Genomic DNA, 12,409 nt, shown 5'->3' on the forward strand with positions numbered 1-12,409 from the left:
GATTTGGCGGGGGCTTCGGCGGCGGCAGGCGCGGGGGCCGCGGCGGACGTGGCGGTTTTGGCGGTGGCTTTGGCGGCTTCGGCGGTGGCGGTGGCCGCAGTGGTGGCGGCGGCGCCTCAGGCCGCTGGTGAGGGGTCCCGCTCGTCGCGGGCCAGCACGCGCGCGAGTTCCACGACGACTTGTTTACGCCGCTCGTCGTCCTCGTGGCCTTTGTTCAAGGCCGACCATTCCGGGCGGCTGCGGGCTTCCTTGAGCGCCTTGGGCAATCGGGCCGAGCGCCAGGCATCATCGGCGGGCGTGTCCAGCCTCACAGGCTCGCGAGCGGCATGGCCGCGCCGATCCAGGGCCTCGATCAATTGCCGCTGGCGCAAGGCCAGCAGGCGCAAGATCGCATCGTCGACGGTGATTTCGCGATAGCCACGCAGCTTGCCCAGCAAACGGCCTCCCAGCCGTTCCACTCCCTGCCACAGACCGCCCGCGGCCGCGCCGATCAGCATACCCGTGCCCAGGCTTAACCCCGCGCTCAGCATATCGACCGCGGCACCGGCCATGGCGCCAGCGGCCATGCCCGTGCCCAGGCGGATACCCATATCCTTGATTGCCTGCGGGTGAAACAGATCCATGCCCCAACGCATATCGACTAAGGGCAAATCGTTGTCGGCGTAGTCGTTGCGATGGAAGTTATAAAGCGCGAGCAAGGCATCGACGCACGCCTGTTCGCGGCGCCGCACACGCGCGCGCAAGGCTTCTGCCTGACTTTTCAGCGCTTCTTCGTCGGCGGGGCTGGTCACGCGCAGCGCGGCGACATCGATCAACAGATCCGCGGCCAGTTGCCATGCGGCCTGGCGCCGCTCTTCTCGCTCGCGCATCAGCACATCCGCGAGACGATGCAGCGTCTGCGCATGTCGATCCAGCAGCACCGCCAATTTCGCATACAGCTGGTGTTCGCCATCCAGCGGCGGTGCAATGGTGTCGAATTCGAGCGCCGCGTGCAGCCCCAGGCGCGCCATGGCATCACGCCATTCATCGGCGCGGTGATGTGGGGCGTTAACGAAGTTCAGCACCGGCAGCAAGGGCCGGCCGCAGGCTGCGAGCAGAGCGAGCTCGTCGCGGTGTTTGCTCAACACGGGGTCGCGGGCGTCAATCACGTACAAGGCGGCGTCGCAATCGAGCATCTTGGTGAGCACGCGCGCTTCCTGCTCATAACGGCGATGTGCTTCGGGCGAATCGAGGAAACGGCGAATACGCGCCGGGCCATCGCGGCGGGTATCGGGGTCGTCCAGGCGCTCCAGATATTCCAAGAGCGCGATACTGTCTTCCATGCCGGGCGTATCGAACCATTCGAGCGCGGGCTTGCCGTCGAGGCTCAAACGGGCGCCCTCGACATGGCGGGTGGTGCCAGGGCTGTCGGCCACCTCGCCAAAATCGCTTCTACGCGTGAGCGTGCGCAAGAGCGAAGTCTTGCCCGTATTCGTGTGACCGACCACGGCGATCTTTAGCATCGCATCAGTCATTGCCTGACTCCAGCCAGCGTAGAGGCTGATCCTCGTTATGCAGAATGGAAGTTTCCGCCATGCCAGCCGCCATCAGGCGTTCACGCCAAGTCGTACGGCGATCGGACGCAGGCTCGCGCTGGGGATCCAGATACAGCCAGACGCGCGTTTCACCGGCTAGTTCGGCCAGCGAGGCGATCAGCCCCATCGTGCCGCGATCTGGGGTCTGGCGTGCATCGCAGGCAATCAAAAGCCTGGGCGTATGGCTGTCGGAAAGCGCGTCACGTACGCAGTTGCGCTGTTCGCGCGAATCGAGATTGCCCGCGTTTTGAATGGTGTCGGGCATATCGGCCGGCGGCCACGTGACATCGGCCGGCAGCTCCAGGCTGACCAGGACCGGCTGCGTTCCCCACGAGACCGTCGCGTCGTCGGTCCGTGTCGCACCGACCTGCGGCTGATGAATGTCATCGACCGGCCGGTCAATACCGGTGGATTGCGCCGCCGGCAGCAAGCGATCGCGCAGTGCCGCATAGCCGGGCAACGTAGGATCGATGCGCAAGCCGCGCAGCGCGCGACGGGCTTGCAACGTGCACCATATCGCTGCCACCAGGCGCGGCAATATGCCGTAGACCACCAGGACGCCGATCAGCCAAACCGACCATTGCGCCTGTGCGGCGGCCGGTAGCGCTTGCGCGCCATCGCTTGCGCGGACCATGTCCTCGGCGGGGATCGTGAAGCCGAGTTGCGCTGGCAGCCAGCCGATCGCGTGCGTGAGCGTCACGAAGGTATCGGGCTGCAAGATCGTGGTGGCCCAGACAAAGCGATAGCTTGCTGTGGAGAGTAAAACCAACAACGTTATCAGCGCGGCTGTCAGACCCGTCAGCCACAGTCCGTGACTGATCGCGCCAAAGAGACCCCGGATCGCGCCGATGCGTCCCAGCAAATTCATTAACGCCTGGGGCACTAACGCCGCATCGGGGCCGCGCGCGAATTTGCGCGTGATCCATAGCCATAGACGACCGAGCCCGGTGGCATGACGCGGCCGCAGCAGCAAGGACGCGAGCCAAAGCACCAGCGTCAGGAGGTTCAAACCCAGTAAGGCACCGAGCGCCCACAGCACATTGACCGGCCGCGTGCCGTCGCCCAAAGCCCCGGCGGCCGAGCCGATGCCGGTCAGGAGGGCAAGGATGAACAGGATGGACAGGCTGATCAGCGCGCCCTGTCGCCAACGGCTGACGAGCTCGTCCAGGCCTTCACGGCGGCCCAGCGATTGCGCGCGCAGCAGTATCCTTGGCTCTAATGCCTCGGGCCCCCGACGGGCATGCCGCACCGCGTCGGCGTCTTCAAGCGGGCCCCAGTGTTCCTCGCGCAGACGCAAGGTCTCCGCCAGCCAGTGGTGCTGCCACGGCGGAATGTCGGCGGAAAGCTTTGTGACAGCGTCAGGCGCGGCCATTAACTGTCGGAATCGGGTTTAACCGTGTCGGTCGAGCCAAACCAGGTCTGCAATTTCTGCGCGGCCTGTTGCTTTACATCGTCAGTGATGTAGAACGCCACCGTGGCCAGCGCGGCAGACATCACACCCAGATCATCGGTGTAGCCGACGAGCGGTGCCAGATCCGGGATCGCGTCCAACGGCAACACGAAATACCCCAGCGCGCCATAAATCACCCGGCGAGCCCATTTCGGCGTGTTCGGGCTTTGCACGGCGTAATACAGCCACAGCGCTTTTTCCAAGGCCTGCTTGCCGGCCGCCGACGCATGGCGGGTCGCCTTGCGCCAGAAGCGCTGGTCGGAATAAGCCTTTTCGTAGGTGGGATTCAAGGTCGACATAGTGCTTGGACGCTAATGCGAAAAAGTCCAGTGTGAGTCGATTGTAGACGGTTTGCTTAGCGCTTCCCGAGGAATGGCTGGTAGGCCTTTGCGGCTTACGTATGGACCGCCATCGGCCTGCAACTGCCCTGGGCACCCAGTCAAACCCGCCCGGGCAGCATCTGGCACGGCCGCATTGTCGTTCATCCTAAATTGACAGCAACCACCCCGTGCCTTAAATTGCCAAAAAAGAACGATCATTCTGTCAGAAAGAACAATCAGGTAGAGAGGAGCAATGGAAAAACATACTTTGGCAGCGCATTTGGCGTTCCAGCCCAAGCAAGAGGATTTTTCGGAATCGGAGTGGGAAACCCGCGTCAAACTGGCCGCGTGCTACCGGCTGCTGGATCTGTATGGCATGACGGATATGATTTACAACCATGCCTCAGCGCGTGCGCCTGGACCCGAAGAGCATTTTTTGATTAACCCCTTTGGGTTGCGCTATGCCGAGATCACGGCATCGACGCTGCTGAAAGTCGACGTGAGTGGTCGGGAGATCTTCAATCCCTGGAAAGACTACAAAATCAATAAGGCCGGGTATGTCATCCACAGCGCGATTCATGAGGCACGGCCCGACATTGGATGCGTCATCCATACTCATACGCCTTATGGCATGGCCGTGGCCGCGCTGAAATGTGGCCTCTTGCCCATCACGCAGACGGCGATGCGATTTGGGACGGTCGCGTATCACGATTACGAAGGCGTGGTGGTGGACACGCAAGAACAGGCAAGGCTGCTGGAAAACTTGGGCAATGCCGAAGCGATGATTCTGAGAAATCATGGTCTGCTGACGGTTGGCACCACTATCGAGCAAGCCTTCAACAACATGTACCGGCTCGAACGATCCTGCAAGGCGCAGGTCCTGGCCATGTCAACCGGCGGCGAACTGATCGACCTGCCGGAGAGCGTGATCAAGAGAACGAATAACCAACTCTCCTTGCAGCCGAGCGCCGACTCGCCGGGAAAACAAAAGCCCTACGGCATTCTGGAATGGGACGCCATGCTTCGCTGGTTGGATAGCATTGATCCCTCCTACCGGACCTGACGCTCATGCACACGGAAAAGTGTCAGTATGTGCTGGTGTCGGACGCATTGGATTCGGATCAGCTACGCGAGATTGAATCGTTGGCAGCGGCGAGTCAGGGGCGCTGGGACGTGCTCACCGCCAACGAAGAGACGGATCTGGATCCGGCTACGTTGGACGATATCGGCATCGTCTTTATCTCTGTGGATGTGTTGGGCGAATCCAGCAAAACGCAGCTTACGCCGCGCATGCGCCAGTTTTGCGACATTGCCTTGCGCGCACCCAATCTGCGGTGGCTGCAAGCATCGTCTGCCGGGCTGGACAGGCCGCAGTTCCAGACTCTGCTTGCCCAAGGCGTCACGTTCACGCATGCCGGTGGAATCGCATCGACAACAGTGGCTCATTCCGCGATAGCGGGCTTGCTGGCGCTCGGCCGGGAATTGCCCGACTTCATGGCCAAGCAAAGAGAGCAACAGTGGAAAGCCAGGCGCGGCCTGGATGCGCCGCGTGATATTCCAGGACAAACGGCGATCGTCGTTGGTCTTGGCGCAATCGGGCAGGAAATCGTGCGCCTCTGTCAGGCCTTGGGCCTGCACGTTATTGGATTTAATCGATCCGGCGCCAGTCCGGGCAATCTGGATATCGAGACCCATCGCCTTTGTGACTTTGATCGTTTGATCGAGCAAGCAGACTGGCTGATTTTGAGTTGTCCGCTGACAGAAGATACCCGTCATCTTGTGACGATGCGTCAGTTGCAGCGCATGAAGCGTTCGGCGCGTTTGATCGATGTATCGCGTGGCGGCGTTGTCGCGTCAGCGGATCTGCTGCTCGCGCTGCAGCGTGGTGAGTTGGCGGGCGCTTATCTGGATGTATTCGAGACGGAGCCGCTGCCGCCGGACTCTCCGTTCTGGAAGCTGCCCAATGCCATTATCACGCCGCATGCCGCGGGTGATTCCGCCGGACGAGGCAGGAAGCTCACGGACTTTTTTATTCAAAACCTTGGTCGATATTTAGCCGGCCAGCCTCTGCTGAATAACGCAGCAGGCCCCGGGTAATCGGGTCTACGTTAACCAACATTCATATAACGACATCATCATCAGGAGACAAAAATGATATCTCGTCTTGGCAAGGCCTTTATCGCATTGCTTATGGCAGCGCCGTGCGCGGCACTCGCGAACGATTTCCCTAACCGTCCTGTCACGATTGTCGTGCCCTACAGCGCGGGCGGCAGCACCGATGTGGCGGCCCGTATTGTGGGCGAAGGTTTGAGTAAACAGCTGGCGCAACCGGTCATCATCGACAATAAGCCCGGCGCTGGCGGCACGATAGGCACGATGGCTGTCAAGAACGCGCCCGCGGATGGCTATACCTTGCTCATCACCTCCGCGTCTCACATCGTCAACAATATTCTTCAACCTGAGCTGACCTACAACATTGAAGAAGATTTCGTCCCGCTTTCACAGATTACCCAATTACCGATTGTGCTGGTCGTCAACAAGGATAGCCAGATCAAGTCCTTGCCCGATCTGATTGCCGCCGCGAAAAAATCGCCGGGGGCCTTGAATTTCGGTACCGCCGGCATAGGCACGATTCAGCATGTGTCGGCCATGCAGCTATTGGACAAAGCCGATATCGACGCGACTCACGTGGCCTATAAAGGAGGAGCCGCGGCACTCACCGACTTGATCGGCGGGCAGATTGATTTCACGTTCTCTCCCATCGTCGAAGTGCTGAGCTATATCGAGAGCGGCCGGGTCCGTCCGTTGGCAGTCACCACCACCGAAAGATCCGCTGCGTTGCCTGCGGTGCCCACGCTGGCTGAGTCGGTTCCTGGCTACGATTCATTCCATTGGAATGGCTTTGTCGTAAGAAAGGGTACGCCTGCCGAGAATGTGGCGAAGTTATCTGACGCCTTGGTGAAGGCAACAAAAGATCCGGCCGTGATCGCCAAGCTCAAGTCGCAGGGCACCGATGCCAAGGGCGAAGGCGCGCAAGCGTTGGCGGACTTGATGAAAGCCGAAAAAGATCGGCTGACGCCGCTTCTGAGCCCCGCTGTTGCCGCATCCAAGTGAGAAAAAAGTCTGCGGCGCTTCGAGCGGCTGCGGGCGTTGTAGGCGTGCAGAGTGTAAAAAACCCGCATAGCCAGCGCTGTTGCGGGTTCTGGAGACTTCCTGATGCTAATTGGTGCCGGTGAAAGGAATCGAACCCTCGACCTTCTCATTACAAGTGAGCTGCTCTACCAACTGAGCTACACCGGCAGTCGCGCTGTCATCGCGGTGATGACGGGCGAAGGGTTTGCATTGTATCGGAATCTCGCGCGATGTATAGACATCGCGCGTCGATAATCAGACTGACTGGCACCGCGTTTTGACCGACGCGCTAAAGGTCAGACGGTCGCCGGGAGCATCCGACGACCGTCCTTTATTTGACGATCGTCAGGCGCGGACGCTTCGGTTCGTCATCATCCGGACCGCCATCGGTGTCGTCAGACGATTCGTTGCTGTCGACCACTGCGGTTTCAGCTGAGGCGGCGGTTTCATCCGCCGTTGGGGCTTCGTAGGGATGCACCTCGAAGCCCATCCCTGCCCCGGTTTCGCGCGCGTAAATCGCGCTGACCGCGGCGACCGGCACCCAGACGTTTTCCGTCACGCCGCTGAAACGGGCTTGGAATTCGATGAACTCGTTGCCCAGGACCAGCTGGTTCGTGGCCAGCGTGCCCACATTCAGCGTGATCTGGCCGTCGCGTACGTGCGCCATCGGCACACGGGTGTGTTCGTCGACCTGCACGGTGATGTACGGCGTATAGCCGTTGTCCGTGCACCATTCGTGCAGCGCACGAATCAGATACGGTTTGGTGGAAGTTTCACCCATGGTCCAGAGCCCTTCGCCGCGATTAGCGACGCATTACCTTTTCGGAAGGCGTCAGTGCTTCGATGTAGGCCGGACGCGAGAAGATGCGTTCGGCGTACTTTTGCAGCGGCGCGGCGTTTTTGGGCAGTTCGATGCCGTAGTGATCCAGGCGCCACAAGAGCGGGGCCACGGCCACGTCGAGCATCGAGAATTCCTCGCCCAGCATGTACTTGTTCTTCAAGAGCAGCGGAGCCAGCTGTGCCAGACGATCGCGGATGTTCTGGCGCGCATTGGCCAGGCGCTTTTCGTCGGGCTTGGCGCTACGGTCTTCCAGGGCGGAGACGTGCACGAACAGCTCTTTCTCGAAGTTGTACAGGAACAGACGGGTGCGCGCGCGCATGACCGGATCGGCCGGCATCAGCTGCGGGTGCGGGAAGCGCTCGTCGATGTATTCGTTGATGATGTTGGACTCGTACAGCACCAGGTCGCGTTCGACCAGGATGGGCACTTGCCCGTACGGGTTCATGACCGAAATGTCTTCGGGTTTGTTGTACAGGTCGATGTCCCGGATTTCAAAGTCCATCCCTTTTTCGAAGAGCACAAAGCGGCAGCGTTGCGAAAACGGGCAGGTGGTTCCGGAATAGAGCACCATCATGGCGGTAAGTCCTTGTATGAAAAGCGAAAGGCCAGCGCGCTAATCTAGCAAACGCTGGCCCCGATTACCAGGGTGGGACAGGCGGGATAAGCGCCCGATCGGGAGCTTGTCGCCGCCCCGAAGTATTGCATAGCCTGCCTTAATGGGGCAGTGACGGATTAGCGCACGTGCTTCCAGTAAGAGGCATTCAAACGCCAGGCTACGACCAGAAATAAACCGAGAAACAGCAACACCCACACACCAAGCTGCTTGCGGTACAGCTGATGGGGTTCGGCCATCCAGGACAGGAATGCGGTTAAATCGGCCACGCCATTGTCAAAACTGGCGACCTTGGTCGGGTCCAGCGCTTTGAATTTAGCCTCAAGTGTAGCGTGTCCGTGGAAATTCGCGACAGGTTCGGTTTTGACCTGCGCGTAGCCTTGGTCGTCGTAGGTGGTCGTGACGCGTTCCCAGGAGCCGTCTTGCGCCTCGTGCATGGCGACGGTGGTGAGTTCGCGCGGACCCTGGAGCTGCCAGAAAACGTGCGGCATCCCGACGTTGGGGAAGACGAGGTTGTTCCAGCCGGTCGCCTTGGAGGTGTCGCGGTAGAACGTGCGCATATAGGTATAGATGTAATCGGCGCCGGTGGGCCCGGCGTTGATCGATTTGGCGCGCGCGATGATCGACAGGTCAGGCGGTATGGTACCGAACCATTTCTTGGCGTCCGCTGGCGTCATCGCAATCGTCATCAGATCGCCGACTTTCTCGCCGGTAAACAGCAGGTTTTCGCGGATCTGCTCGTCTGTCAGGCCGATTTCCGTCAGCTTGTTGTAGCGCATGGACGAGGCGCTATGACAGTTCAGGCAGTAGTTGACGAACAATTTGGCGCCGTTTTGCAGGGCCGCGAGGTCGTTAACCCGGTTGGGCGCGGTGTCCAGGGGGTAGCCGCCCTCGGCGGCATAGGCGCCGGTGCACGCAAAGAGTAACGCGGCGGCGCCAATCAGCTTCTTGATCATGGTCATTCCGTCAGGGCTCCGAGGGTCAATGGGCATGGAACGTCACGCGGTCCGGCACGGGCTTGAAGGTGCCCAGGCGGCTCCAGATCGGCATCAGGAAGAAAAAGCCCAGGTAGATGAGCGTGCCAATCTGCGACAGGAGGTTGAACGTGTCGTTTGGCGGCTGCGTGCCTAGATAGCCCAGCATCAGGAAGTTGACGATGAAAATCCCATACAGCCATTTATGCCACGTGGGGCGATACCGGATAGATTTGACCGGGGAATGATCCAGCCAGGGCAGGAAGAACAGGATCACCACCGCGCCGCCCATGGCGACCACGCCCCAGAACTTGGCGTCGATCGTGCGCAGCAGCACGGCCACGACGATCAGCACGGCGGGAATGGCGATGCGCAGGAAACCACGCAGGTTGCTCTTGACCAGCAGGCCGATGGCACCCAGGACCGCGCCGGCCGCCAGGATCCAGGTGAATTCCTCGGTGGTCGCGCGCAGCATCGAGTAGAACGGTGTGAAATACCAGACCGGCGCGATATGCGGCGGGGTCTTAAGCGGATCGGCGGGGATGAAGTTGTTGTATTCCAGGAAGTACCCGCCCATTTCTGGGGCAAAGAACACAATGGCCGCGAAGACGATCAAGAACCCCGCGACACCCATGATGTCATGCACGGTGTAGAACGGATGGAACGGAATCGCGTCCTTGGGACGGCCGTATTTGTCCTTGGGGCCTTGCTTGACCTCGATGCCGTCCGGGTTGTTGGAGCCGACTTCGTGCAGCGCCACCAGGTGAGCCGCGACCAGACCGATCAGCACCAGCGGGATCGCGATCACGTGAAACGCGAAGAAGCGGTTGAGCGTGGCGTCCGACACGACGTAGTCGCCGCGAATCCAGATGGACAGTTCCGGGCCGATAAAGGGAATGGCCGAGAAGAGGTTCACGATCACCTGTGCGCCCCAGTAGGACATCTGGCCCCAGGGCAGCAGATAGCCGAAGAAGGCCTCGCCCATCAGGCACAGGAAAATCGCAACGCCGAAGATCCACACCAGTTCGCGCGGCTTGCGATAGGAGCCGTAGAAGAGCCCGCGCAACATGTGCAGGTAGACCACGACAAAGAACATCGACGCGCCGGTGGAGTGCATATAGCGCACGAGCCAACCCCATGGCACTTCGCGCATGATGTATTCAACCGATTGGAAAGCCCGTTCGGCGTCGGGCTTGTAGTGCATGACCAGGAAGATCCCGGTCACGATCTGGATGACCAGTACCAACAGCGCCAGCGAGCCGAAGAAATACCAAAAATTGAAATTCTTAGGCGCGTAGTACTCGGACAGATGCGCCTTCCATGTGGAGGAAGCCGGAAATCTCCGGTCCAGCCAACCCAGCAATCCTGTTGTCTCGACAATCTTTTCGCCAGCCATGCATGGCTCCTTCTATACAGGGCGTATTGTGCTTAGTCGGGAGAGCTTAACGCGCGGGGAGCGCATCAAGCTTTGTTGTCTTCGTCTACCCCGACGATGATGCGGGTGTCGCTCAGGTATTGATATGGAGGAACTTCGAGGTTGTCGGGCGCGGGCTTGTTTTTGTAGACGCGTCCGGCAAGATCGAAGGTAGAGCCGTGGCAGGGGCACAGGAAACCGCCCTGCCAGGAGGATGGCAGACCACCGCCACCGCCTTTTTCGAAGTGTGCGGTGGGCGAGCAGCCCAGGTGCGTACAGATACCGACGCAGACGAACAGGTCTGGTTCGCGCGAGCGGTATTCATTCTTGGCGTATTCGGGGGTGTAGCCGGGCCGCTCGGATTCGGGGTCGGCGAGATAGGGGTCTTGCTGTTTGATGCCGGCTAGCTGGGCGTCGTCGCGACGCAAAATCCAGACCGGTTTACCCCGCCATTCGACGGTGCGCATCTGGCCGGGAGCGAGATCAGCGACGTCGACTTCAACGGGAGCGCCAGCGGCGCGGGCCTTTTCGGATGGGGCAAAGGTACTGACAAACGGGACGGCTGCTGCCACTCCGGCTACACCGCCCACCGCACAGGCCGTCGTGACCCACATGCGGCGCGAAGGATCTGGTGGCAGACTTGGATTTACCGCACCTTCATCATCATCATGCAACAGCGTATCCTGACTCATCTTCCCATCCTCAGTGATACGGGCTTGTTCCTTGCTAGCGATAGGCTGGCAGGCGACCCGCATCTGTTGTGTGAAACATGTAACAGTGCTGCAACCGCGTATTATAACGCCTGCCCGCTTCAGGGCGTATGACGAAAGGGAGTGCTCATGAGCAAAGCATCTGGTTTCCTAAAAGAGTTTCGTGATTTCGCCGTGAAAGGCAATGCGTTCGATCTGGCCGTTGGTGTCATTATCGGCGCCGCGTTTAGCAAGATCGTTGATTCGGTCGTAAAAGACCTGATCATGCCACTGGTGAACTTCGTGTTGGGCGGTTCGGTGGATTTTTCCAACAAGTTCCTGGTGTTGTCCGTGCCCGAGGGCTATACCGGCCCGATGACTTATGCCGATCTGACTCAAGCGGGCGCGATTGTGTTTGCCTGGGGCAACTTCCTGACCATTCTCATTAATTTCATTCTGCTGGCCTTTGTCGTGTTCATGATCATCAAGGTGATCAACTCGGCGCGTCGCAAGCATGAAGAAGAACCTGCCGCCCCGGCCGCCCCGCCGGAAGATGTGGCGTTGCTGCGCGAGATCCGCGATTTGTTGAAGCGGTAAATCTGCGCAGCGGATGCGTCGTCAGACCGGGTTGTCGATATCGATGAATTCAACCCGGATGCCGAACTCGCGCGCGACGGCTTCGCCTAGCGCCTGTACACCATAACGTTCGGTCGCGTGATGGCCTGCGCCGATAAAGCCGGTGCCGGTTTCGCGCGCGAGGTGAAAGGTCGGCTCGGAGGCTTCGCCCGTGATGTAGGCGTCGGCGCCGGCGTCGATGGCATCGCCCAGCATGCCCTGCGCGCCACCCGTGCACCATGCGATGCGGCGCAAGGGCTGTTCAGGATCACCGATCACGAGTGGCGTGCGTCCTAGTCTTTCTTGCGTGCGCGCGGCCAATGCGCCCAACGTGGGCAGATCCGGCGCGTTGCCTAACCACACGAGGTCGCCATGACCACAAGTGAGGGGCTTGCCTTGATCGTCGCGTTCCGGGGTGAGGCCCAGCACGCGGGCGAGTTGCGCGTTGTTGCCCCATTCAGGATGCGCATCCAACGGCAGGTGATAGGCGTAAAGATTCAGATCGTGTTGCAGGGCGAGCGCCAGGCGGGTACGGCGCGTGCCACGCACACGTGGGTCTTCGTTTTTCCAGAACCATCCGTGATGCACCAGGATGGCATCGGCGCCGCGTTCGATGGCCGCGCGCAGCAATGCCTCGGAGGCGGTGACTCCGGTGATAATGTGGCCTACGCGCGGTTTGCCTTCGACCTGGAGACCGTTCGGACAGTAGTCTTTGAATCGCGGCGCTTGCAGCGTGGCGTCGAGCCAGGCAGTCAGTTCGCGGGTGTCGATGGTTTTCATTGTCTTA

13 protein-coding genes and 1 tRNA gene are annotated in these 12,409 nt (G+C 60.2%); 4 read left to right on the plus strand and 10 right to left on the minus strand.

Annotated features, from left to right (window positions below; translation table 11 throughout):
- Positions 1 to 116: 116 nt before the first annotated feature.
- The 3 genes from GOQ28_RS05650 to GOQ28_RS05660 are packed head-to-tail and all read right to left on the minus strand — an operon-like array spanning position 117 to position 3,323.
- Positions 117 to 1,514 carry a GTPase/DUF3482 domain-containing protein gene (locus GOQ28_RS05650; RefSeq protein WP_160351882.1) on the minus strand — a complete coding sequence of 466 codons (1,398 nt, stop codon included), beginning with the start codon at positions 1,512 to 1,514 and terminating at the stop codon, positions 117 to 119.
- Positions 1,507 to 2,946: a DUF2868 domain-containing protein gene (locus GOQ28_RS05655; RefSeq protein WP_160355765.1), complete on the minus strand. Its 1,440-nt coding sequence runs from the start codon at positions 2,944 to 2,946 to the stop codon at positions 1,507 to 1,509. The genes GOQ28_RS05650 and GOQ28_RS05655 overlap by 8 nt, the downstream gene beginning before the upstream one ends.
- A complete protein-coding gene (locus GOQ28_RS05660; RefSeq protein WP_160351884.1) occupies positions 2,946 to 3,323 on the minus strand; it encodes a YkvA family protein in 378 nt (125 codons plus the stop codon). Before GOQ28_RS05660 ends, GOQ28_RS05655 begins: the two co-directional genes overlap by 1 nt.
- Positions 3,324 to 3,597: 274 nt before the next feature.
- Here GOQ28_RS05660 and GOQ28_RS05665 point away from each other — a divergent pair, with 274 nt between their 5' ends.
- Genes GOQ28_RS05665 through GOQ28_RS05675 form a run of 3 tightly spaced genes read left to right on the plus strand, consistent with a single transcriptional unit; the run spans position 3,598 to position 6,458 of the window.
- Complete coding sequence (locus GOQ28_RS05665; protein ID WP_160355766.1) at positions 3,598 to 4,407, plus strand: class II aldolase/adducin family protein; 810 nt, start codon at positions 3,598 to 3,600, stop codon at positions 4,405 to 4,407.
- A 5-nt stretch (positions 4,408 to 4,412) separates the two neighbouring features.
- Entirely contained in the window at positions 4,413 to 5,441 is a 1,029-nt protein-coding gene (locus GOQ28_RS05670; RefSeq protein WP_160355767.1) for a D-2-hydroxyacid dehydrogenase, read from the plus strand.
- A 54-nt stretch (positions 5,442 to 5,495) separates the two neighbouring features.
- Positions 5,496 to 6,458: a Bug family tripartite tricarboxylate transporter substrate binding protein gene (locus tag GOQ28_RS05675; protein WP_160355768.1), complete on the plus strand. Its 963-nt coding sequence runs from the start codon at positions 5,496 to 5,498 to the stop codon at positions 6,456 to 6,458.
- A gap of 110 nt (positions 6,459 to 6,568) precedes the next feature.
- Here GOQ28_RS05675 and GOQ28_RS05680 read toward each other — a convergent pair.
- The 6 genes from GOQ28_RS05680 to petA form a co-directional block, all read right to left on the minus strand.
- Positions 6,569 to 6,644 (minus strand) — tRNA-Thr (locus GOQ28_RS05680).
- Positions 6,645 to 6,807: 163 nt separating this feature from the next.
- Positions 6,808 to 7,257 carry a ClpXP protease specificity-enhancing factor gene (locus GOQ28_RS05685; protein WP_160351118.1) on the minus strand — a complete coding sequence of 150 codons (450 nt, stop codon included), beginning with the start codon at positions 7,255 to 7,257 and terminating at the stop codon, positions 6,808 to 6,810.
- A 22-nt stretch (positions 7,258 to 7,279) separates the two neighbouring features.
- Positions 7,280 to 7,891: a glutathione S-transferase N-terminal domain-containing protein gene (locus GOQ28_RS05690; protein WP_160351117.1), complete on the minus strand. Its 612-nt coding sequence runs from the start codon at positions 7,889 to 7,891 to the stop codon at positions 7,280 to 7,282.
- A gap of 158 nt (positions 7,892 to 8,049) precedes the next feature.
- The gene (locus tag GOQ28_RS05695; protein WP_202109471.1) at positions 8,050 to 8,892 is read right to left on the minus strand and encodes a cytochrome c1; all 843 of its coding nucleotides are present in this window, start codon (positions 8,890 to 8,892) and stop codon (positions 8,050 to 8,052) included.
- A 19-nt stretch (positions 8,893 to 8,911) separates the two neighbouring features.
- A complete protein-coding gene (locus GOQ28_RS05700) occupies positions 8,912 to 10,300 on the minus strand; it encodes a cytochrome b (protein WP_160351115.1) in 1,389 nt (462 codons plus the stop codon).
- A 65-nt stretch (positions 10,301 to 10,365) separates the two neighbouring features.
- On the minus strand, positions 10,366 to 11,010 hold the full coding sequence (petA, locus tag GOQ28_RS05705) for a ubiquinol-cytochrome c reductase iron-sulfur subunit (RefSeq protein WP_160351114.1): 645 nt from the start codon (positions 11,008 to 11,010) through the stop codon (positions 10,366 to 10,368).
- 147 nt (positions 11,011 to 11,157) lie between these two features.
- Here petA and mscL point away from each other — a divergent pair, with 147 nt between their 5' ends.
- Positions 11,158 to 11,604, plus strand: a complete 447-nt coding sequence (mscL, locus tag GOQ28_RS05710; protein ID WP_160351113.1) for a large conductance mechanosensitive channel protein MscL — start codon at positions 11,158 to 11,160, stop codon at positions 11,602 to 11,604.
- A 21-nt stretch (positions 11,605 to 11,625) separates the two neighbouring features.
- Here the strand turns inward: mscL and GOQ28_RS05715 are convergent, their stop codons facing one another.
- Entirely contained in the window at positions 11,626 to 12,402 is a 777-nt protein-coding gene (locus GOQ28_RS05715) for a Nif3-like dinuclear metal center hexameric protein (RefSeq protein WP_160351112.1), read from the minus strand.
- Positions 12,403 to 12,409 lie beyond the last annotated feature (7 nt).

The organism is Bordetella sp. 02P26C-1 (assembly GCF_009763255.1).
Lineage (GTDB): Bacteria > Pseudomonadota > Gammaproteobacteria > Burkholderiales > Burkholderiaceae_B > Bordetella_A.

What these genes read in the sequence shown, in the direction of transcription:
- GOQ28_RS05650 (WP_160351882.1), bottom strand. Translation starts at nt 1,514, where the DNA reads ATGACTGATGCGATGCTAAAGATCGCCGTGGTCGGTCACACGAATACG.
- GOQ28_RS05655 (WP_160355765.1), bottom strand. Translation starts at nt 2,946, where the DNA reads ATGGCCGCGCCTGACGCTGTCACAAAGCTTTCCGCCGACATTCCGCCG.
- GOQ28_RS05660 (WP_160351884.1), bottom strand. Translation starts at nt 3,323, where the DNA reads ATGTCGACCTTGAATCCCACCTACGAAAAGGCTTATTCCGACCAGCGC.
- GOQ28_RS05665 (WP_160355766.1), top strand. Translation starts at nt 3,598, where the DNA reads ATGGAAAAACATACTTTGGCAGCGCATTTGGCGTTCCAGCCCAAGCAA.
- GOQ28_RS05670 (WP_160355767.1), top strand. Translation starts at nt 4,413, where the DNA reads ATGCACACGGAAAAGTGTCAGTATGTGCTGGTGTCGGACGCATTGGAT.
- GOQ28_RS05675 (WP_160355768.1), top strand. Translation starts at nt 5,496, where the DNA reads ATGATATCTCGTCTTGGCAAGGCCTTTATCGCATTGCTTATGGCAGCG.
- GOQ28_RS05685 (WP_160351118.1), bottom strand. Translation starts at nt 7,257, where the DNA reads ATGGGTGAAACTTCCACCAAACCGTATCTGATTCGTGCGCTGCACGAA.
- GOQ28_RS05690 (WP_160351117.1), bottom strand. Translation starts at nt 7,891, where the DNA reads ATGATGGTGCTCTATTCCGGAACCACCTGCCCGTTTTCGCAACGCTGC.
- GOQ28_RS05695 (WP_202109471.1), bottom strand. Translation starts at nt 8,892, where the DNA reads ATGACCATGATCAAGAAGCTGATTGGCGCCGCCGCGTTACTCTTTGCG.
- GOQ28_RS05700 (WP_160351115.1), bottom strand. Translation starts at nt 10,300, where the DNA reads ATGGCTGGCGAAAAGATTGTCGAGACAACAGGATTGCTGGGTTGGCTG.
- petA (WP_160351114.1), bottom strand. Translation starts at nt 11,010, where the DNA reads ATGAGTCAGGATACGCTGTTGCATGATGATGATGAAGGTGCGGTAAAT.
- mscL (WP_160351113.1), top strand. Translation starts at nt 11,158, where the DNA reads ATGAGCAAAGCATCTGGTTTCCTAAAAGAGTTTCGTGATTTCGCCGTG.
- GOQ28_RS05715 (WP_160351112.1), bottom strand. Translation starts at nt 12,402, where the DNA reads ATGAAAACCATCGACACCCGCGAACTGACTGCCTGGCTCGACGCCACG.